Origin of the sequence: Mucilaginibacter galii, assembly GCF_014635825.1 — a bacterium.
Taxonomy (GTDB): domain Bacteria; phylum Bacteroidota; class Bacteroidia; order Sphingobacteriales; family Sphingobacteriaceae; genus Mucilaginibacter; species Mucilaginibacter galii.
The window spans coordinates 40,981-62,393 of record NZ_BMDO01000012.1 but is presented as its reverse complement, the minus strand read 5'-3'; the positions used below and the strand labels follow the sequence as shown (position 1 = coordinate 62,393).

The 21,413-nt window shown below is 43.5% G+C and carries 21 protein-coding genes; 7 read left to right on the top strand and 14 right to left on the bottom strand.

What is annotated here, in order from left to right; all coding sequences use genetic code 11:
* Window positions 1–9: 9 nt before the first annotated feature.
* Window positions 10–1,299 (top strand): MFS transporter, encoded by a 1,290-nt coding sequence (locus tag IEV61_RS18000; RefSeq protein WP_373867855.1) that lies wholly within the window; start codon window positions 10–12, stop codon window positions 1,297–1,299.
* 164 nt (window positions 1,300–1,463) lie between these two features.
* On the opposite strand, the gene IEV61_RS17995 is transcribed toward IEV61_RS18000, so the two are convergent.
* The 9 genes from IEV61_RS17995 to katG form a co-directional block, all read right to left on the bottom strand.
* The gene (locus IEV61_RS17995) at window positions 1,464–3,221 is read right to left on the bottom strand and encodes an ABC transporter ATP-binding protein (RefSeq protein ID WP_188418447.1); all 1,758 of its coding nucleotides are present in this window, start codon (window positions 3,219–3,221) and stop codon (window positions 1,464–1,466) included.
* A gap of 156 nt (window positions 3,222–3,377) precedes the next feature.
* Window positions 3,378–3,941, bottom strand: a complete 564-nt coding sequence (gene frr, locus IEV61_RS17990) for a ribosome recycling factor (protein ID WP_188418446.1) — start codon at window positions 3,939–3,941, stop codon at window positions 3,378–3,380.
* Window positions 3,942–4,052: 111 nt separating this feature from the next.
* Entirely contained in the window at window positions 4,053–4,757 is a 705-nt protein-coding gene (pyrH, locus tag IEV61_RS17985) for a UMP kinase (RefSeq protein WP_188418445.1), read from the bottom strand.
* Window positions 4,758–4,786: 29 nt separating this feature from the next.
* Entirely contained in the window at window positions 4,787–5,908 is a 1,122-nt protein-coding gene (gene nagA / locus IEV61_RS17980; protein ID WP_188418444.1) for an N-acetylglucosamine-6-phosphate deacetylase, read from the bottom strand.
* Window positions 5,909–5,967: 59 nt separating this feature from the next.
* Window positions 5,968–6,819 carry a translation elongation factor Ts gene (gene tsf, locus IEV61_RS17975; protein ID WP_188418443.1) on the bottom strand — a complete coding sequence of 284 codons (852 nt, stop codon included), beginning with the start codon at window positions 6,817–6,819 and terminating at the stop codon, window positions 5,968–5,970.
* A gap of 146 nt (window positions 6,820–6,965) precedes the next feature.
* The gene (gene rpsB, locus IEV61_RS17970) at window positions 6,966–7,841 is read right to left on the bottom strand and encodes a 30S ribosomal protein S2 (protein ID WP_188418442.1); all 876 of its coding nucleotides are present in this window, start codon (window positions 7,839–7,841) and stop codon (window positions 6,966–6,968) included.
* Window positions 7,842–7,862: 21 nt separating this feature from the next.
* Window positions 7,863–8,249 (bottom strand): 30S ribosomal protein S9, encoded by a 387-nt coding sequence (rpsI, locus tag IEV61_RS17965; protein ID WP_188418441.1) that lies wholly within the window; start codon window positions 8,247–8,249, stop codon window positions 7,863–7,865.
* A gap of 21 nt (window positions 8,250–8,270) precedes the next feature.
* Window positions 8,271–8,714 (bottom strand): 50S ribosomal protein L13, encoded by a 444-nt coding sequence (rplM, locus tag IEV61_RS17960; protein ID WP_188418440.1) that lies wholly within the window; start codon window positions 8,712–8,714, stop codon window positions 8,271–8,273.
* A 343-nt stretch (window positions 8,715–9,057) separates the two neighbouring features.
* Window positions 9,058–11,340, bottom strand: a complete 2,283-nt coding sequence (gene katG / locus IEV61_RS17955; RefSeq protein ID WP_188418439.1) for a catalase/peroxidase HPI — start codon at window positions 11,338–11,340, stop codon at window positions 9,058–9,060.
* A 317-nt stretch (window positions 11,341–11,657) separates the two neighbouring features.
* On the opposite strand from katG, the gene IEV61_RS17950 reads away from it, so the two are divergent.
* Window positions 11,658–12,374 (top strand): hypothetical protein, encoded by a 717-nt coding sequence (locus IEV61_RS17950; protein ID WP_188418438.1) that lies wholly within the window; start codon window positions 11,658–11,660, stop codon window positions 12,372–12,374.
* An 87-nt stretch (window positions 12,375–12,461) separates the two neighbouring features.
* Here the strand turns inward: IEV61_RS17950 and IEV61_RS17945 are convergent, their stop codons facing one another.
* Complete coding sequence (locus IEV61_RS17945; RefSeq protein ID WP_188418437.1) at window positions 12,462–13,208, bottom strand: hypothetical protein; 747 nt, start codon at window positions 13,206–13,208, stop codon at window positions 12,462–12,464.
* Between the two features lie 126 nt (window positions 13,209–13,334).
* Here IEV61_RS17945 and IEV61_RS17940 point away from each other — a divergent pair, with 126 nt between their 5' ends.
* The 5 genes from IEV61_RS17940 to IEV61_RS17920 all read left to right on the top strand — a co-directional run bounded on the left by IEV61_RS17940 (window position 13,335) and on the right by IEV61_RS17920 (window position 16,599).
* Window positions 13,335–14,210, top strand: coding sequence for a YicC/YloC family endoribonuclease (locus IEV61_RS17940; protein ID WP_229747199.1), 876 nt, complete (start codon window positions 13,335–13,337; stop codon window positions 14,208–14,210).
* 84 nt (window positions 14,211–14,294) lie between these two features.
* Window positions 14,295–14,858, top strand: a complete 564-nt coding sequence (gene gmk, locus IEV61_RS17935; RefSeq protein ID WP_188418436.1) for a guanylate kinase — start codon at window positions 14,295–14,297, stop codon at window positions 14,856–14,858.
* Window positions 14,859–14,932: 74 nt separating this feature from the next.
* Window positions 14,933–15,505, top strand: coding sequence for a nicotinate (nicotinamide) nucleotide adenylyltransferase (gene nadD / locus IEV61_RS17930; protein WP_188418435.1), 573 nt, complete (start codon window positions 14,933–14,935; stop codon window positions 15,503–15,505).
* A 2-nt stretch (window positions 15,506–15,507) separates the two neighbouring features.
* Window positions 15,508–15,867 carry a hypothetical protein gene (locus tag IEV61_RS17925; protein WP_188418434.1) on the top strand — a complete coding sequence of 120 codons (360 nt, stop codon included), beginning with the start codon at window positions 15,508–15,510 and terminating at the stop codon, window positions 15,865–15,867.
* 132 nt (window positions 15,868–15,999) lie between these two features.
* Complete coding sequence (locus IEV61_RS17920) at window positions 16,000–16,599, top strand: MiaE family protein (protein ID WP_229747198.1); 600 nt, start codon at window positions 16,000–16,002, stop codon at window positions 16,597–16,599.
* Window positions 16,600–16,686: 87 nt separating this feature from the next.
* On the opposite strand, the gene IEV61_RS17915 is transcribed toward IEV61_RS17920, so the two are convergent.
* The 4 genes from IEV61_RS17915 to IEV61_RS17900 form a co-directional block, all read right to left on the bottom strand.
* Window positions 16,687–18,285 carry an FAD-dependent monooxygenase gene (locus tag IEV61_RS17915; protein ID WP_188418433.1) on the bottom strand — a complete coding sequence of 533 codons (1,599 nt, stop codon included), beginning with the start codon at window positions 18,283–18,285 and terminating at the stop codon, window positions 16,687–16,689.
* Window positions 18,286–18,328: 43 nt separating this feature from the next.
* The gene (locus tag IEV61_RS17910; protein ID WP_188418432.1) at window positions 18,329–19,039 is read right to left on the bottom strand and encodes an SAM-dependent methyltransferase; all 711 of its coding nucleotides are present in this window, start codon (window positions 19,037–19,039) and stop codon (window positions 18,329–18,331) included.
* A gap of 162 nt (window positions 19,040–19,201) precedes the next feature.
* Window positions 19,202–20,455, bottom strand: coding sequence for a pyridoxal phosphate-dependent aminotransferase (locus IEV61_RS17905; RefSeq protein ID WP_188418431.1), 1,254 nt, complete (start codon window positions 20,453–20,455; stop codon window positions 19,202–19,204).
* Between the two features lie 154 nt (window positions 20,456–20,609).
* Window positions 20,610–21,347 carry an acyl-CoA desaturase gene (locus IEV61_RS17900; protein ID WP_188418430.1) on the bottom strand — a complete coding sequence of 246 codons (738 nt, stop codon included), beginning with the start codon at window positions 21,345–21,347 and terminating at the stop codon, window positions 20,610–20,612.
* Window positions 21,348–21,413 lie beyond the last annotated feature (66 nt).

Sequence of the window (21,413 nt, the reverse complement as noted above, 5' to 3'; positions counted from 1 at the left end):
AAACGCTTAGTGAAATTGGAAGAACGACAGGATACCCCGGTAAAGAAAGACTCATTTGCTGCATTACGCTATAAAGATTTTCGCGCATACTTAGGTATGCGTTTCTTTTTTACGTTTGCCTACCAAATGCAGGCCGTAGTGCTCGGTTTTTATATTTACCAGCTTACGCATAGCAAACTGGCTATTGGAGCCATAGGTTTGTGCGAGGCTATCCCTGCAATAAGTATTGCCCTTTATGGCGGCTACATTGCCGATAAATACGAAAAGCGCAAACTCCTGCTCATGGTTTTTGCGGTGGTATTTTTATCTTCTTTTTCCATTTTTTTGGCTACAAACGAAGGAATGAGGCAGTATATTCCTACCAACCGTATTGCTACCATTATTTATGTTATGGTATTTTTTAACGGTGTAGCACGAGCCTTTTACGGCCCGGCAACTTTTTCAGTATATGCACAAAGTATTCCTAAAGAACTTTATCCTAACGGGAGTACCTGGAGCAGTTCGACTTGGCAAATTGCAACTATTTTGGGGCCAGCAGCAGGCGGTTTAATTTTTGGACATTGGGGTATAACGCCAACGTTTATTTTGATCGTTAGCCTGTTATTGATCTCATTTGTTCTAACCTATTTTCTTCGCACTTATCCACCCATATTTGTACCTAAAGAAAGCATTTTCAAGAGCTTATCAGAAGGAATAAGCTTTGTTTTCAAAAATAAAATGATGCTTGGAGCCATGAGCCTCGATCTGTTTTCGGTGTTTTTTGGAGGTGCAATTGCTTTATTGCCTGTGTTTGCACACGATATTTTAAAGGTAGGTTCTGAAGGTTTAGGCTTTATGCGGGCCACAACAGCATCTGGTGCAGTACTTACCATGTTAGCTATGACACGCTTCTCACCCATGAACCGCCCTTGGCGAAATTTGCTGATTGCAGTTACCGGCTTTGGGCTTTCTATTTTATGCTTCGGCTTATCTAAAAACTTCTATATCTCGTTAATATTCCTTTTTACCGAAGGCGCCTTTGACAGCATCAGTGTAATTATACGCAGTACATTGATGCAGTTATTAACGCCCGACGAAATGCGTGGCAGGGTATCGGCAGTAAATTCGATGTTTATCGGTTCTTCAAACGAAATTGGCGAGTTTGAATCGGGCTTAACAGGTGAATTAATGGGCACCGTACCTTCGGTGGTATTCGGCGCCTGCATGACGCTATCCATCGTTACTATAACATTCTTTAAAACGCGCAGCCTCATTCCAACAAAGCTGAGCGATATAAGCAGTGCAAACAAAAAGGAGTAAGCGTTGGCTTACTCCTTTTTGATACAATTACTTCTTATTAACACTAAACCTCTTCTGCTTCAGTAATTTGAATCTTTAAAAAAGACATTTGCAGTAACCTGCTGCATGTATTATCTAAATGAGTTGCAACTTTTTAAACCCAATGTACTACAACAGCAAACACATTATTGCGCATCGGCCGTATACTTTTCGCCAATTTGCTGGCGCCACATCGCATAATACAGGCCTTTTTGTAACAAAAGTTCGGTATGGTGCCCCTCTTCAATAATATTCCCCTTTTCGAGCACGTAAATTTTATCGGCGTGCATAATGGTACTTAAACGGTGGGCAATAAGTATGGTAATGTGGTCCTGATGCTCAGATACGTCTTTTATAGTTTCTGTGATCTCTTCTTCGGTTAAAGAATCGAGTGCAGAGGTAGCCTCATCAAATACCAGGATATCGGGCTTGCGCAGTAAAGCCCGGGCTATAGATAAACGCTGCTTTTCGCCACCCGATACTTTTACACCACCCTCACCTATCACAGTATCCAAACCGTTATCTGCACGGGCAAGCAGGCCTTGGCATGCAGCACGGTGCAACACATGCATACACTCCTCATCGGTAGCACCCGGACGAACAAATTGCAAATTTTCGCGAATACTTCCCGAAAACAGCTGCGTATCCTGGGTTACAAAGCCAATGCGCTCGCGTAAGTGGTCTAAATCTAATTCTTTACTAAGTACACCATTATACAAAATATCTCCTTCCATAGGCTGGTATAAGCCTACCAGCAACTTAACCAAAGTGGTTTTACCCGAGCCCGATGGACCAACAAACGCAATGGTATGCCCTGTTTTAACATCAAAGCTTATATGGTTAAGTGCATTACGGTTAGCGGTAAGGTGTTTAAAGCTTACATTAAAGAAAGTAAGGTCTTTAACTTTCTCCAACAAAACAGGTTTTTCGGGTTTAACTTCAACTGGCGTACTAACGATACCTTCAAAATTTGCCAGCGATACCTGTGCCTCACGCCATGATAGGATAACGTTACCTAATTCTTGTAATGGATTAAAGAGGAAGAAAGAGTAAAACAAGAAACTAAAGTATTGACCCGGTGAAATAGTTCCCTCAAAAATAAGCAACAGCAAGATGATGACCATAACACTGCGCACCAGATTTACGGTAGTGCCCTGCACAAAGCTCATACTGCGTACAAACTTTACCTTTTTTAGCTCGAGGTCTAATATTTTGTAAGTGGTTTTATTCAGGCGGTCAATCTCCTGGTTTACCAGGCCGAGGCTTTTTACCAGTTCAATATTTCTTAAAGATTCGGTTGTGGAACCGGCCAGTGCCGTAGTTTGTGTTACTATTTTGCGTTGAATGGTTTTAATGCGCTTGCTTAATGCAGTACTTACAAAGGCAATTACTGGTATAGCGGCAAAGTAAACCAAGGTTACCTTGTAGCTTACGTTAACAGAGTATACAATTACAAACACCATCCCCACCAAACTCACAAACAGCACGCTAATAAAGGAAGTGATAAATTTTTCACAATCTAAACGTACCTTTTGCAGAATGCCCAAAGTTTCGCCGCTGCGCTGATCTTCAAATACCTGGTAAGGCAGTTCGAGCGAGTGCTTCAACCCATCTGCATACATGTTGGCGCCAACTTTTTGAGTGATGATGTTGGTAAAGTAATCCTGGAAGTTTTTGGCAATACGCGATACCATAGCCGCCCCTACCGCCAAACCAACCCAAGTTAAAATGCCCCATACAAATTCATGATGGGTAAGCTGGGTACGTTTTTCAATAAACCTGTCGACTATGCGGCCGGTAATGTAAGGGTCGAGCAGAGAGAAGCCAATGTTTACGGCCGCTAAGCCCAAAGCCATCAGTACTATTAAGCGATATTTTTTTAGGTATGATAAGAGTATCTTCATGAGTTAGCGCAAAAATAAAAAAGGGAATGGTGCAATGCACTCATTCCCTTTAATTTGACGCTAACATAACATCCACCCCCTCTAAATCTCCCCAAAGGGGGAGACTTGAAGATAAGCTTTTGCTCCCTCCCCTTTGGGGAGGGCTGGGGAGGGGTGTTACACCGTCATAATATCTTTTTCCTTGGCGTCAGCCAGTTGGTCTACTTTAATAATGTAACCATCCACCAGCTTTTGCACATCGGCCTCACCTACTTTGATCTCGTCTTCAGATACGCCTTCGGTTTTAAGCTTTTTGATTTTCTCGTTGATATCCTTACGGATGTTACGAATGGCTACTTTACCGAATTCTGCTTCACCCTTTAGTTTTTTAACCATTTCGCGGCGGCGTTCTTCGGTTAATGGCGGTACATTAATGCGGATAATGATACCATCATTTTGCGGGTTTAAACCCAGGCTCGATTCTTTAATAGCTTTCTCAATAGCACCTAATAAAGATTTTTCCCAAGGCTGTATGATCAGCGTGCGGGCATCAGGTGTATTTACGCTGCCTACCTGAGACAACGGCGTTGCGCTGCCATAATAGTCTACCATAATACCATCCAGCATAGCCGGATTAGCTTTGCCTGCACGTATTTTAGATAACTCGTTATCACAATGATCAATGGCTTTTTCCATTAAAGCCTTTGCATCATTCATTTGTTTTTTAATGAGTTCGCTCATTGTTATTTATGTTTATAAAATACAAAGTTAAAAAATTAGAAGCAAGAGCCAAGAACCAAGAGACAAGATAAAATCTCTCTTGATTCCTGGCTCTTGCTTATTGTCTCTCTATTATCTCACCAGCGTACCCACGTGTTCGCCCTGGGCTATTTTCATAAAGTTGCCTTCTTTGTTCATATCAAATACGATGATAGGCAGGCTATTTTCCTGGCAAAGGGTAAAGGCGGTCATGTCCATTACGTTTAATCCTTTGTTGTATACTTCCTGGAAACTTACTTCGTCGTACTTAGTAGCGGTTGGGTCTTTCTCCGGGTCGGCGGTGTAAATGCCATCTACGCGTGTACCTTTCAATACCACATCGGCTTTCATTTCAATAGCACGTAAAGAAGCTGCAGTATCAGTAGTAAAGTATGGGTTACCTGTACCAGCACCGAAAATCACAATTTTACCGGTTTCTAAGTGCGACATGGCACGGCGGCGGATGTAAGGCTCACAGATCTGCTCCATTTTAATGGCCGATTGTAAACGCGTATCTACACCAATACCTTCTAAAGCACTTTGCAAAGCCATGCAGTTAATTACGGTGGCAAGCATGCCCATGTAATCGGCCTGAGCGCGCTCCATCCCCGATTTTTCGGCGCTTAATCCTCTAAAAATATTACCTCCACCAACAACAATGGCAATTTCAATACCGGCTTCGCTTACGTTCTTAATGTCGTGGGCGTATTGCAGTACGCGGTTGTTATCAATGCCATATTGCCGCTCACCCATTAATGATTCGCCGCTTAGTTTCAGTAAGATTCTTTTGTATTTCATGTGTGCAGATGAGTAATTGTAGTAACTGGTTAAATATGTTTAGTTATGTTTTTGCCTTTATAAATTGTAAATCCAGAATTAAATTCCGCATCAAAAATAATTAAATCCGCGTCATATCCGGCCTCTACTTTTCCTTTCGTTTTCAACGCTGCCAATTGTGCCGGGTAAAGCGATGCCATGTTAACCGCCTCGGGCAAACCGATATTAGCATAATTTACGCAGTTTTTAACAGCTTTGAGCATAGTTATTGCCGAGCCGGATAAAGTGCCATCGGGCATTACATACCTATCGTCTTGAAGCTGATGCGGGTAATTACCCTCGGTTGCTGCTGTTACGGCATCAGTAATCAAAAATAGCTTGTCGCCTAATTCGCGCTTGGCCAATGCAATCATGGCAAAATCAACGTGTATGCCATCGGCCACTATGCTGGTATAGGGTTTAGCTTCAAATATAGCCGGAATAATACCCGGCTCGCGGTGATGCATGGGCGGCATTGCGTTATATAAATGAGTGACCGCCTGGATGGTATTATTGAGATACGCTTTAGCCTGCGTATAAGTAGCATTACTATGCCCCGATGAAAGGATGATATTTTGCTTATTAAGGTAACTGATCACTTCGTCATCCTGTAATTCGGGTGCCAGAGTAATCATCTTAATCTCCCCTTTGGCTACCTCAATCCAGTGCTTTACTTCGTTAAGCGTCGCTTTTTTGATGAACTTTTCGGGATGCGCACCTTTGCGCAAGGCATTAATGTAGGGGCCTTCCAAGTGTAAGCCTAAAAAGTTGCCTATGGCATTTGGGCGGTATACCTTAGCAGCTTCAATGGCGGCCAGCACCACCTCATCACTGTTAGTGGCTACGGTTGCGAAAAAGCCGGTACATCCCTGGTCTAACAGGGTAAGCTCCATTTGCTTTAAAGCAGCTGCGCTTGGCAAGCTGCCAAACAACGCGCCGCCTGCTCCATAGATCTGCAAATCGATGAATCCGGGAGCCAGGTAAGCGCCTTTTAGGTCAATACGTTCAGCATCGACAGGAATATCAGCAAGGGTAACAACGGATAAGATTTTATCCTCTTTTAAAATAACAGCCTTGCCTTCGGTAATGTTACCGTTGGATACAATTTGAGTATTGTATAAAGCTGTTAACACGGGCAAAAAAAATTAAAAGGCAAAAAAAATCCCCGCCTTTAAAAGGCGGGGATAATAAATTATGCTCCTAAAGCTACTCGCTTAAATGCGGTTACTGTAAGGCCTTTTTCTACGCTGTCCAAAAATTGGGCAACGTTTTTAGAAGAATCTTTTACGAACTCTTGGTTTAATAACGTAGAGTCTTTGTAGAACTTGTTCAGTTTACCGGCAGCAATTTTTTCTACCATGGCTTCTGGTTTACCTTCGGCACGGATCTGCTCTTTAGCAATTTCCATTTCACGCTCAATGATAGTTGCATCAACATCACCTTTATCTAAAGCGGCAGGGTTCATGGCTGCAATTTGCATAGCCACGTCTTTACCAGCTTCATCGGCACCTGCAAAGTTAGCACTTAAGCCAACCAATACACCTAAACGAAAGTTACCGTGAATGTAAGCAACAATTTTTTCGCCTTCTAAAACGGCATATTTAGATACACCAATTTTTTCACCGATTTTACCAGTCATGGCTGTAGTAGCCTCACCAATAGTAACACGGCCAACTTCGGTATCAATTTCTAAAGCGTTTACTTCTTCGGCAGTTGCGGGTAAAGCTTGTACAGCTTCGTTAGCAATAGCATTAGCAAAAGCAATAAATTCTGCGTTTTTAGCTACGAAATCAGTTTCGCAGTTTAACTCGATAATTACACCGCGTTTGCCATCTTCTGAAGTACGGGCAATAACCACACCCTCGTTAGACTCACGGTCTTGACGGCTGGCAGCTACTTTAGCGCCTTTTTTTCTTAAAAAGTCAATAGCTGCTTCAAAGTCGCCGTTAGTTTCGGTCAGGGCTTTTTTGCAATCCATCATACCTGCACCTGTTTGCTGGCGCAGTTTGTTTACGTCTGATGCAGAAATTTGTACTGTAGACATTGTTGAGTTATGTGTTGTATGTTGTGAGTTGTAAAACAATCCACAGCAAAATTAATAATCTGTTTTATACATTAAAAGTTGTCAATTACAAATTGGCGGTACTAATACCTGCAACTTACAACTGACAACTTAAAAAATTATTTTACTTATGCGCCCTGGCCTTCAGTAGCTGAGCTATCAGTTACGTTATCAGGAGCTTCGGTAGTAGCAGCAGCTTCTACGGCATCAGCAGTTACAGCGCCTCTTCTTTTGCGGCCGCCTTCGGTAGCTTCGCCACCGTCAACTTTAGCTTTAGCAGCTGCACCTTCTTTTTCAGCTTCGTCGTCTTTATCGCGTTTGCGCTCGTCTAAACCTTCTTGTATAGCCTGGATAATGATACCGGTTACCAAAGAGATTGATTTAGTAGCATCATCATTTGCCGGGATAGGGAAATCGATGTTTGAAGGATCAGAGTTAGTATCCACCATTGCAAAGGTTGGGATGTTTAACTTTAATGCTTCAGAAACTGCGATGTGCTCTTTCTTAACGTCGATCAGGAATAAAGCGGCTGGTAAGCGGTTAAGGTCGGCAATACCGCCTAATAAGCTTTCCAGTTTAATACGCTCACGCTGAATCATCAAACGCTCTTTCTTAGAAAGGTTGCTGTAAGTACCATCTTTAGTCAATTTATCGATGTTAGACATCTTTTTGATTGACTTGCGTACAGTAGCAAAGTTAGTTAACATACCACCTAACCAACGCTCGGTTACGAAAGGCATGTTTACAGTTTTTGCATAATCGGCAACGATGTCTTTTGCTTGTTTCTTGGTAGCAACAAACAAAACCTTACGGCCTGATTTTACAATTTGTTTTATAGCGGCAGCAGCCTCTTCAACCTTAGTTAAGGTTTTATTTAAATCGATAATGTGGATACCGTTGCGCTCCATGAAAATGTACTGAGCCATTTTCGGATCCCACTTACGGGTAAGGTGACCAAAGTGTACACCTGCATCCAGTAAATCCTGATATGTTGTTCTTGCCATTGTTGTGTCCTCCTTAAAATATTAACGTTTACTGAATTGGAATTTACGACGTGCTTTCTTACGGCCTGGTTTCTTACGCTCCACCATACGTGGGTCACGAGTCATTAAGCCTTTAGCACGCAATGCAGGTTTCTTTTCAGCATCGAGTTCAACAATAGCTTTGGCAATAGCTAAACGAACGGCCTCAGCCTGTCCTTTTACACCACCACCGGCAACGTTTGCAATAATGTCAAATTTACCTTCAGAAGCTGATACCAGTAATGATTGGGTAGCAACGTATTGCAAAGGTAAAGTTGGGAAATATTCTTTGTAATCTTTACCGTTAACGGTAAGGGCGCCTGCACCATCGTTTAAGTAAACGCGTGCAACAGCTGTTTTTCTTCTGCCTGAAGTGTTAGTTGTTGGCATTTTTTCTTTTCTCCTTTAAAATTAAAAAGTTAATGGTGTAGGGTTTTGTGCGGCATGAGGATGCTCTGCGCCTGCGTATACATGCAGGTTGCCATAAATGGCGCGGCCCAAACGATTTTTAGGTAACATACCACGAACGGCTTTTTCAATTACGCGCTCAGGGAATTTAGCCATTAACTCCTTAGGAGAAATGAAACGCTGACCACCTGGATAACCAGTGTAAGAAACATATTGCTTGGCGGCAAATTTGTTTCCGGTCAGTTTTACCTTGTCTGCATTAATAACGATCACGTTATCACCGCAGTCTACGTTTGGGGTGAAGCCTGGCTTATGTTTACCTCTGATGATTGCTGCAATCTTAGAGGTTAAGCGCCCCAAAATCTCGCCTTGTGCGTCAACAACAACCCATTGTTTGTTAACAGTCGCCTTGTTGGCCGAGACAGTTTTGTAACTTAACGTATTCACTTGCTTTAAATTAAATTATATTAAACAGTTTACTATACCCCGTAATTTCGGGACTGCAAAGATATGGGTATTTGTTTAATTTACAAGTGGTTTGTGAGATATTTTTTGGAGATTTACCTTGATATATACCACATTGATGACTTACACATTATTAATAAAGTATATATATCTAAAGATAATAAGATATCAAGCAGTTATATTAGTAAGCTATCGTAATCGCCTGTTGGGAGAACCTTAGGAACTAAGCGCTGAACGAGTAAGGTTGATGCAAATAAAACAGCCCGTAACATTTGGTATGCTATGGGCTGTTTTCAATTCATATGGAAATTTCTGAATGGAAGGATTAACGTTTTGATGGCAGATCAAACCTGTCGAGTTCCATAACTTTGGTCCAGGCAGCTACAAAATCATTAATAAATTTTTCGCGGCCATCAGCACTTGCGTAAACTTCAGCAATGGCGCGCAATTCGGAGTTGGAGCCAAATACCAGGTCGGCACGGGTGGCCGTCCATTTTAATTCGCCGGTATTGCGGTTACGGCCTTCATAGACTTCAATATCGCCATTCACTGCTTTCCAGGCAGTTCCCATATCCAGTAGGTTTACAAAGAAATCGTTAGTAAGCCGGCCAGGGTTGGCCGTGAATACACCATGTGAAGAACCATCATAATTGGCACCCAGCATGCGTAAACCTCCAATAAGCACCGTTAACTCCGGCGCGGTAAGCGTAAGTAATTGCGCTTTGTCTATTAAAAAATCTTCGGTTGATACCGGTGGTTTAGATTTTCCATAGTTACGGAAGCCATCGGCAATTGGTTCGAGGTAGCTAAATGACTCTACGTCGGTTTGCTCTTGCGAAGCATCCATACGGCCGGCAGCAAAAGGAACCGTAATATTATGACCGGCATCCTGAGCTGCTTTTTTAACACCTACTGCACCAGCCAGCACAATAATGTCGGCCAGGGAAATTTTCTTGCCGCCTTCTTGCCCATTGTTAAACTCGTGCTGTATGCCTTCTAACACATTCAATACCTTTTGCAGTTGCACCGGATTGTTTACTTTCCAGTCTTTTTGAGGCGATAAGCGAATGCGTGCGCCGTTAGCACCACCCCGTTTATCAGACCCACGGAACGTTGAGGCAGAAGCCCAGGCGATAGAAACCAGTTCTGAAACAGTTAAACCTGATGCTAAAATCTTTTCTCTCAAAACGTCTACATCGCTCTCCTCAAGCAGCGCGTGATCTACGGCAGGGATAGGATCTTGCCAAAGCAACTCCTCCTGCGGTACATCAGGGCCCAGGTAGCGCTCTTTGGGACCCATATCGCGGTGCGTTAACTTATACCATGCCCGGGCAAAAGCATCAGCAAAAGCGTCCGGGTTTTCTAAGAAGTGTCTGGATACCTTTTCGTAAGCAGGGTCTACCCGCAAAGCAATATCGGTAGTTAACATAGTAGGCAGATGCTTCTTTTCAGTATCATAAGCGTCTGGTATAATGGCTTCAGCATTTTTAGCTACCCATTGGTGCGCACCGGCCGGGCTTTTAGTTAATTCCCATTCAAAACCAAAAAGGTTTTCAAAATAGTTATTGCTCCATTGCGTTGGTGTTGTGGTCCAGGTCACTTCCAGTCCGCTGGTAATGGTATCTGCACCCTTGCCCGAGCCGTAGCTATTGTTCCAGCCAAAGCCCTGTTGCTCGATGCTTGATGCCTCGGGCTCTTTACCCACATGGTCTGATGGTGCGGCGCCGTGAGTTTTTCCAAATGTATGTCCGCCTGCTATTAAAGCTACAGTTTCTTCATCGTTCATGGCCATACGGCCAAAAGTATCGCGAATATCCTTAGCTGATAAAAGCGGATCGGGGTTACCATCCGGCCCTTCGGGGTTTACGTAAATTAACCCCATTTGCACAGCTGCCAACGGCTTTTCAAGGTTACGGGTATGTACATCGCCATCAGCATTATCATCCGATACCAGCACACCACCACCTTCAACACCAGGAGAGCCATGGGCATAGCGCAGATCGCCGCCCAGCCAGGTGGTTTCCGAACCCCAGTAAACCGATTCATCGGCCTCCCATACATCCTCGCGGCCGCCGCCAAAACCAAAGGTCTTAAAGCCCATAGATTCTAATGCAACGTTACCAGTAAGAATCATTAAATCGGCCCATGATATTTTACGGCCATATTTTTGTTTAATGGGCCACAGCAATCGGCGGGCCTTATCTAAACTTACGTTATCAGGCCAACTGTTGAGCGGCGCAAAACGCTGCAAACCTGCGCCACCGCCGCCACGGCCATCAGTTACACGGTAAGTACCGGCACTGTGCCAGGCCATGCGGATAAACAAACCGCCGTAATGGCCAAAATCTGCAGGCCACCAATCTTGAGAATCGGTCATCAATGCATGCAACTCTTGTTTTAAAGCCTCCAGGTCAAGGCTATTGAAGGCCTCGGTATAGTCAAAATCTTTATCCATGGGGTTTGATAAAGACGACTGCTGGCGCAATATATTTAGTTTTAACTGATTGGGCCACCAGTTACTGTTACGTGTACCACCGCCGCCAATGCTATGTTTTACGGCTCCGTGAGGAAATGGGCATTTACCAATGCTGTTAGGATCTTTTTCCATAATTGATTTCAGGTTTACAGAATTTAATATTCGCTTAGATTTATTTATAGCTTCTAACTATACATACAAATGTAGCTGTACAAACAAGTACTTGTATCAGTATCAAATAATAATATGCTCTATAAGTTTTAGTTATACTTTTGCGAAACAGCATTGCGATTATCAATAGTTTTATAAAAAAGCGCTACTGCTTTTTGGACTGCGTCCTATAAAAACCAACCAGATTTCTTCAGTTTAATGCATCATAGTAGATGGAAAATTATACTGCTATTTTAACATACTGCTTTATAGACATTTAATTATCTTTACCCTATCTTATGAAATCAATACCGACTCTGATAGGCGCTATATTTTTAGCTGTATTTTTCTCCTCTTGCAATAAAGAAGCCACTGTTAGCCCACAGGTGTCAAGCACACCACTAACCGGCACTGGTACTGGCGGAGGCACTGGCACGGGTGGTGGCACCACGCCTACTCCACCTGTTAGCTCTACAGACTACCAGCCCCTCACCACAGGCACTACCTGGCGCTATCAAAACATACAAGAGGGCAAAACAGACACAAGCACGCTCACCATTACAGGGAAAACTAAAATTATTGACGCTAAAACCTTTTTCGAGATCATTGAAAAAACGGGCGCAGTATTAGACACCAGCTATTACTACAAGGGCAATAATATTTACATCTCCAACACGCAAAATTATGCGGATGGTATAGGAACCGAGTTTGTTTACCTTCATGATAACGAAGCCGTTGGTTATACCTGGAGCGGACAGGCCGTTGCCAGCAACCCTCTGGTTACCGGCACCTACACCGGCAAAATTCTTGAAAAGGACATTTCGAAAACCATTTTGGGCAAGGTATACACCAGCGTAATTCACACGCAAATAATCATGACCATTACCGTTTTTGGCTTACCTGGTACTATAACTAATGATATGTATGTGGCCAAAGGCATTGGCATAGTTCAGGCCGATATTAATGATGGCAGCGATATCATCACTGCAAAAATTATCGACTACAGTATTAAATAATATAGCACCCCGTTTTCCAATCTTCTATAAGAAAACGGTTTTATAACGGAAAAAAACCGGGATAATGATCGGTGCTTTTTACAGCCTTTACTCAGGCGTTGTCAATTTAGGCAAAGGCGGCATGCTCTTAGCCCGGTTATAACCAGCCATAGAGCGGTTTATGAACTGGATCACTTCATAATCGTTCCATTTCAACACTTCGGGGTAAGGCGGACTATAGGCCAGCATAAAACGCCGCACTTCATCATCGGGTAGTTTAGTTATGCGCCTTACCAGGTCAACCGTATAGCGCTTATTTACCTCGGTTTGCTGGTTCTCAACTTTCATATGGCTGGCAAACCGACGCATCCTGCTGGCATCTTTTCCAAACAACTCATAAATGCTGGTAAGCGGCGATGCCAGGAAAGACAATGCAGGCGGTTTTCCATCGTAATATAACCCTTTGCTTCGGTATACATCCAGTACATCCTGCTGCTCCTGCTTGCGGGTTTTGGCTTTAACCTGCACTTCGTCCAGTTGCAGGGCGGGTACCAGGTAAACTAATATTTGCTGTTGTTCTTTAACCACCAGCCGCTGTTCAGTAAAACCGGGCTTGGCAAATAAAAGGGTATCGGTAGGCGCAGCGCTAATGCTAAAACTCCCTACATCGTTGCTAAATACTACCAGGGGGTGCTGCAGGTTAGTAATAGTTACCTGCGCCACCCGGCCCGATGTTTTGTTATTATAAGTAATGCCCGTAATAGGAATTAAGCTTTGCGAAAAGGCAGCCAGAGGTAACAAAATTGTTCCTGTTGTAAAAAGTGTTACCTGTAAAAGCCGTCGCAATAAAATCATATTTGGCTGTAAAGTTACGCATTAACACAGTCAGCCATTTGTTAAAAAAGGTTAAGCTTTAAAGGGCTCACTAACCAATCAACAAATCAACTCATGAACTAATCAACCAAATTTCTATCTTTGCACATGATAAAATCCATGACAGGGTATGGAATTGCTACGCACGATTCGGGCAGCACCAAGTACACCGTTGAGATCAAATCCCTGAACAGCAAATTTCTCGAACTTTCGCTCAGGATTCCCAAAGCTTTTTCTGAAAAAGAATTTCAGTTGCGTACCGAGTGCAATAAGCAAATTGAACGCGGCAAAGTAAACCTGAGCATTAACGTGGAGCAAGCAGGCTCAGCAGTTAAAGCAGCCGGTATTGATGCCAAACTCCTTAAACATTACTACGACCAGTTAAAGGCCGTGGCCGATGAACTGAACGAGCCCGGTGGTAATCTGCTGCAGTTAGCTTTAGGTTTGCCAGAGGTAGTGAAATATGCTGAAGACACCATTACCGAAGATGAGTGGAAGCTGGTAGACAATACCTTTAAACAGGCTTTAACCAACTTTCAGCAGTTTAGGGCCGATGAAGGTAACGTATTGCAGCAGGAAGTAACCGGCCGTATCAAAACCATTATGACCAACCTCGAACTGGTGGAGATAGAAGAGCCAAAGCGCATACCCCTTATACGCGAACGTTTAAACCAATACCTGGCCGATGCCGTAGGCAGCGACAATATTGACAAAAACCGCTTTGAGCAAGAGCTTATTTACTACATAGATAAGCTGGACATAACCGAAGAAAAGGTGCGTTTAAAAACCCATTGCCTTTACTTTTTAGAAACCCTGCAAAGCGCAGATGCCAACGGTAAAAAGCTGGGCTTTATATCGCAGGAAATTGGTCGCGAGATCAACACCCTGGGTTCTAAAGCTAACGATGCCGCCATGCAAAAGCTGGTTGTAGGCATGAAAGAAGAACTGGAAAAAATAAAAGAACAATTATTGAATGTATTATAGTTGAGCAGTTAAGCGGTTGATTGAGTTAAGTAGTTTTTGAAAACTTAATCAACCACTCACCTAATCAACCACTCACCAAACAAAATGGGTAAACTGCTTATTTTTTCTGCTCCCTCAGGCGCTGGTAAAACCACCATCGTACATCATTTGCTTACCAAGTTTCCCGAACTTGAATTTTCTATATCTGCCACCACCCGCGAGCGCCGCGGAGATGAAGTGCATGCTAAAGATTATTACTTTATTACCATTAAAGAGTTTTTGCACCGTATTGCCAAAAAGCAATTTGTAGAGTTTGAAGAGGTATATACCGGTACGTTTTACGGTACCCTGCGCCAGGAGATTGAACGCATATGGGCTAAAGGCAAAACCGTTATTTTTGATATTGACGTAGAAGGCGGCCTGCACTTAAAGCGCAAATATCAGGACCAGGCATTGGCTATATTTGTACAACCTCCATCGTTAGAGGTATTAAAAGAACGCCTGACCGGCCGTGGAACCGATAGTGTAGAAAAACTACAGGAACGCTTTGAAAAAGCCGAAAAGGAACTAAACTACGCTCCTAAATTTGACGTGATCCTGAAAAACTACGACTTGGAAACGGCCTGCAAAGAGGCGGAACAACTGGTTGGAGATTTTTTAAAAGCTTAGTGAGTTAGGCTTTGCCTTTATTCACAATTGTTTACAACGCATTTTATTAGTAACTTAACTGCAAACTGAAACACATGAAAATAGGCTTGCTTTTCGGTTCTTTTAATCCCATTCATATTGGGCACCTCATCATTGCCAATTACATGGCTAACCATACCGACCTGGATAAGGTTTGGCTGGTGGTTACGCCTCAAAATCCTTTTAAAAAATACGGCGGGCTAATTAACACGTACGACCGCCTGGAGATGGCCCGCCTGGCTACTGACAACTCCGACAACCTCGAGGTAAGCGATGTAGAGATCAAGCTTCCACAGCCTTCTTACACTATTGATACGTTGACTCATTTAACCGCGCAATACCCACAGCACGAGTTTGTGCTCATTATGGGTTCTGACAACCTTGCCGGCCTGCATAAGTGGAAAAATTATAAGCTCATTTTGCGCGATTATAAAGTGTTTGTGTACCCACGCCCCGGTTACGAAAATGCCGAACTGGCCTCGCACCCCTCCGTAACCATCACCATGACCCCGCTCATGGAACTCTCCGCCACCTTCATTCGCCAGTCTATTGCCGATAAAAAAAACGTACAGTACTTTGTGCCAGATGCCGTATTGAAATTTATTGAGAGCAAGAATTTGTACCGATAGTAATGCCCGGGTTTGATCTATTAAAAGGGCAAATAATACTATCCGAAAACCTCATTCTATGTGTACAAACAGTTCCGTCTCAACTTTTCAATTACTTTAAGCACGAGGAAGTGAAATTTTTAGATCTGAAAAACGGGTGGATGCATTATCAGCTTGAAAACGTTAAAATACAGGATAAGTACTTTAAGTTTGATCTGGCTTTTTTGGGCGAAAGGCTGAAAAGTATCTCTTTTAGCTTTCAGTTTCAAACTTATGAGCCTTCTTCCTGGGATGCATGGAGTGAAAAGGAAGAACTGCAAAAATATGCCCTATATGAAAACTGGCTTACAATCGAAGTTGGTGTTCACAGAAATTATCCATAGGGCGAAATTGGCGCTTACTATGATAAAAAGGGAGGCGGTGCCAATATGGTAATTCGCTACATCTAATTCAGAAGTTAAAGTCTGTATTCCTGACTCTATATTCTGTACTCTATCTTCACTATCTTTGCTCTTGTGAGCGAGAAAACCATCCTGAAACTACAATTACCTACCGACCCGCGTTGGGTAAAAAACGTTGTAGAAAGTAACATTGAAGAGATCCTGACCGACCATGCTTATTGCGAACAAAAGGCAGCCACCAATGCCATTACTTTAATTATTCAGAACCCTAACCTGAGCGATGTAGTACAGGAAATGATTGCCTTGGCACAAGAAGAAATGGAGCACTTCAGGCTGGTACATAACATTATTTTAGCGCGTGGGTATGTGTTAGGTAAAGAACGTAAAGACAGTTATGTAGGCGAACTTTTCAAGTTCCTGAAACATGGCGGCAGCCGTATAGATCAACTGATAGATAGGCTGCTGTTTTCGGCCATGATAGAGGCTCGCAGCTGCGAACGCTTTAAGGTATTATCTGAAAATATTAACGATGAGGAACTGGCCAAATTTTACCACGAACTGATGGTAAGCGAAGCCACGCATTACAGCATGTTTATCCGTTTAGCTAAAAAACATGCCGGCACTATTGATGTAGACGCCCGCTGGGCTGCCTTTTTAGCCTACGAAGCACAAGTAATTCAAAACTACGGCAAAGGAGAAACGATACACGGGTAAGCCCCTCCCAACCCTCCCCGGGAGGGAGGGCTTTTATCTATCCTGCAATATTTAAAGTCCTCCCTACCGGGGAGGATTTAGGAGGGGCTATTGGGAGGGGCTCCCCACCACATTCTCCAAATAATTCTTCATCATTTCCAGATCCACCACATCGTTAATAAACCCTATGTGCATATCGGGGCGTACAATGATGGTTTTGTTCTGCCCCTCTTTAATGTCGAAAGCATCAAACACCTTTTGGTTTTTAACTGAGGACGGCAGATGAAAGAAATTAAGCCAGCCATTGTAGTTCTGGGTTATCCATTTAGCCAGGCTAAACAAGTATAATTCCTGCAAAAGGCCCATAGTAATGAGCGTAAAGCCGGGCTTGCTGCACCAAGCATGCAGGTCGGTTTCCTGCAGCTTTTTCTCGTCAAATACTTTGAGGTAGGGCAACCTATCACCGGCCCTGATGGTTTTAAGTTGACTTAAATGCAAGCTCAACGGACTATGAGGATAGTTGATGCCTGTTTGCGATATACGCTTGAAGAACTCGAACTTTAGCTTGTCGCTTTGCCAGGCTTGTTTAAGCAGTACAGGCAGTACCCACTTTTTAAACAAACCGGCCCATATACTTCGCGACATAATAACATTAAAAGCCCTGTCGGTAGTTTTAAGCAGTTGTTTAGCCACCGGCATGCGTTCGGCCGCGTAAGTGCCTAATATGTTTGGTTTGAGACGCTTGTTAATTACGCCTGCCAGTTTCCACGATAGGTTGTAAGCATCCTGCAAACCGGTGTTCATACCCTGCCCGCCAACCGGCGAATGGATGTGCGCAGCATCACCAATTAAATAGCAGCGGCCCTGGCTAAACTTATCGGCCATGCGGTGGTGCAGGCCGTAAGTGGTAAACCAATTGCATTGTGCTATTTCCAAAGGCTTGCCTGTTATCTTTTGTAAGGAGGGCAGTACATCATTAAGCGTCAATTCTTCTTTATTAGCGAGTTTTGCCGTAAGATTGCCCACCACACGGCATGCATTTTTCTCGGGCATAGGGAAACATGCAACAAAGCCTTTTTGGCTCAGGTGCATGTTCATAAAATCGCTGTCTTGCCCCAAAACCAAATCGGCCAGGTAAAACGTGTGCGGATATGTATCGCCGGTAAACGGGATATTTAAGGTTTTACGCACAGCGCTGTGTGCACCATCGGCTCCAATGAGCCAGTTGCATAGTAAACTATATTCCTGCTCCTTATTATTCAGGGTTACATTGACCACGCCCGTACCTTGTTGCAGCGAAACTAAGGTAGTGTTCCAATATACGGGGCAGCTATGCTGGGTTAAATAGCCGAGTAAAGCCCGCTCGTTCTTGCTTTGTTCATAAATATGCACATAAGGAAAAGGCGTAATATGAATTCCTATATTGTCGATGGCAAATGTTGCCTGCTCTTCACCATCGTAATGAAAATTTATCCCTTTGACCTGTTTACCCCCATAAATCACCGTATCAATGATGCCTAACTGCCGGTAGATTTCCAGCGAGCGAGCCTGTACGGCCAAAGCTTTAGATTGATGTGTTGGACCCTGCTTGCTATCAATAATTACCGGCTGGATGCCATAGCGCAGCAACTGCGCAGCCATCATTAAACCAGATGGACCGGCACCTACAATCAATACCTGCGCTGGGCCTGGAGGAACGGGTGTCATATAACTCAAATATGCTTACAAAAACTGAGTTAAGGGAGCTTTATTAAGATTTGTAGAGCAAAAATATGGCAGGTTGCTTGCGCAGATCGGGGATTTGCTTTTTCCACTCGTTTATGGTTTTGGTTTGTACCAACTCGTTGGCCGCAGTTAAATTACAGGCAATACACAGGCGGGTAGTTGGCTTACAACTTTTCAATATTTCGGCCAGTAAGGAATCGTTGCGGAAAGGCGTTTCGATAAATAACTGAGTTTGGTTCAAGCGTTCGGCCTGGCTTTCGAGTTCTTTAATACGCTTGCTGCGCTGTTCTTTATCAATAGGTAAATAGCCATGAAAGGTAAAGCTTTGTCCGTTAAAACCGGATGCCATCAGCGCCAGCAAAATAGAGCTTGGGCCAACCAAGGGTACCACTTTAATGCCAAGCCTGTGAGCTTCGGCCACAATATCGGCACCAGGGTCGGCTACACCAGGGCAGCCTGCTTCGCTCATGAGACCGGTATCTTTACCAGCTAACAGGCCGGTAAAAAATTCTTTAAGATCGGTATTGCGCTGGTGCTTGCCGTAATCGTAAATCACCAACTGGCTCTGCGGAATGGTTAAACCGGCCTGTTTTAAAAATTTTCGGGCAGTTTTTTCATTTTCCACAATATACTCGCTCAAGTGGTTTATGGCATTAACCAGGTAAGGCGTAAAAGATTGGGCCGCCGCATCTTCGGCAAGTGGCACGGGGATCAGGTATAACGTTCCGGCAGGCATAGTGCTAATTTTGAGATGAACAAACTAAATGGCACTTACCAATAGTGCAATTTTTATTATAATATTCCCTGTCAGTCTGAGTTTGTCGAATACTTAGCAAAGCGGCTAATGTTTCGACAAGCTCAACATGACAAAGGCGTCTTAGTGAAATGAAACAGCAACCTACTTCAATTGGCTCAACGCTTCGCGGATGCGTGGTATCATGGCTTGAATGTCTTCCAGCGTTGAAGTACCTACCGATGCACGGAACCAGGTCACATCATCGCCGGTGCCAAATGCAGAGAATGGTACCAGTGCTACTTTAGCAGTTTTGATCAAATAGAAGTTAATGTCGGCCGATGAATTGAGCACTTCGCCCTCTGGTGTGGTTTTGCCAATGTAATCAGCTTTAACGGTTAAATAAATAGCGCCCATAGGTTCAATGGCATCTACAGCAAAGCCTTCGGCCTTTAATTGCTGAAAGCCTTGATACAAGGTGCTCAATACTTCCTGAATGCGTCCACTAAAGTTTTTAAGATAGCCGTGCACGGCTTCGTCTTGCTGCAAGTACTTAGCGGTGGCTACTTGTTCGGCTTTAGGGGCCCAAGCACCCATATGGCCCACAATGGAGCGCATTTTGGAGATCACATTCTCGGGGCCAAAACCCCAGCCTACCCGCACGCCGGTAGCAGCCAAACATTTTGATACACCATCAATATATACGGTATAATCTTTCAGTTCGGGGCGTAAAGTAACCGGATCTACGTGTTGTTTGCCAAAGGTCAGCATGGCATAAATTTGATCATACATAATGTACAACGGCTTTTCGCCCGGCTGGCGGCTTGCATTTTCGGCAATTACCAGGTCGCAAATTTCTTCCAGGTCAGCCTTTTCAAACATGGTACCGGTTGGGTTTTGCGGCGAGCAAAGGCATAGTAGCGTTGCTCCTTTTAAATGCGGTGCAATATCGGCAGCCTTGGGTAAAAAGTTGTTCTCAGCAGTGGTAGGCACCTGAATTTCTTCAGCACCTGTAATGTGGCAGTAGTGATTATTGTTCCATGAAGGTAAAGGATAGATAACCTTATCGCCTTTGTCAACCAAAGCCAAAAATATAGAATAGATAATAGGCCGCGAACCGCTCGAGATCAATACTTCATTAGCGGTTACCTGGATGCCATGCTCCTCTGCCAAAAAAGCCGATACCTGCTTACGCAGATCGAGCATGCCATCGGCCGGTGGATAGTTGGTTTGATTATCCTGGTAAGCGGCAATTATCCCATCGCGCAATTCGCTGGGGATGGGGTAAATATTAGGGTCAAAATCGCCAATGGTGAGGTTGGCAATTTGCTGTCCCTGGCGTTTTAACTCATTAATTTCGTTACCTATTTTGATGATCTCAGAACCTTTCAAAGTTTGAGCTAATACCGATACACTCATAGTAGTTTGTTTATGAGTGGCAAAGATAGTTTTTTAGAATCAAGAGTACAGAGTCAACAATACAGATGTTACAACCCAAAACCAGTCAACAAAAAAGCCGTTATTGCTAACGGCTTTATATCTGTATTCTTGACTCTGTACTCTTGATTCTATCTTAAGCAAGCGAAGGTTTCCTCAGCCTGATGATGTGCATCCAGTGCAGGGCTTTCATGACCGGGTAAACAGGGTCAATTTCAAACCAGCGGGCTCCAAAGTTAGGGCTATTGGGGCGTTTATGGTGATTGTTCTGAAACAGTTCGCCCAGCATTAAAAAGTCGAAGGGGGTGGTGTTTTTAGATTTATCGCCATTGTCGAAATTGCTATAACCGTACTTGTGTCCGCACCAGTTTACAATAGCACCGTGAAGTGGCCCCATAATAAATTGGATAGGTAACAACAGCCACTGCCACCATGCGGTAGCAAATGCAGCGTAAAAAGCTATATAAAGTATGCCAAAGCCTATGCGGGTAATAATATGCGAACCATAGTAGTCCAGCAAACGCCATTCAGGGTAATTGCCTTTAAATTGTGCATCGGGCTCTTTTACCCGTTTCTCGTACAAACGGAAACTGATAGCCGTACGGTACATCATTTGAAATACATCGGTAAAAAAGTGTGGTGAATGCGGGTCTTTCTCGGTATCGCTGTAAGCATGGTGCTCACGGTGCATAATGGCATAAGCGCGCGGGTTTAAAAACGAGGATCCCTGACACACAAACGTAAGAAAATGAAAAACACGCTCGGTAAATTTAGGCGTACTATACATTTTATGAGCGGCGTACCGGTGTAAATAAAATGTTTGAAAGAACAGGGATAAAAACCAGTGGGCAAAGAAGAAAATAATTATAATCACGATTAACTTATATGGTTACAGTAATAATTGCTATAAGTAATTCAAGGTTGAATTTTGTTGGGCAAA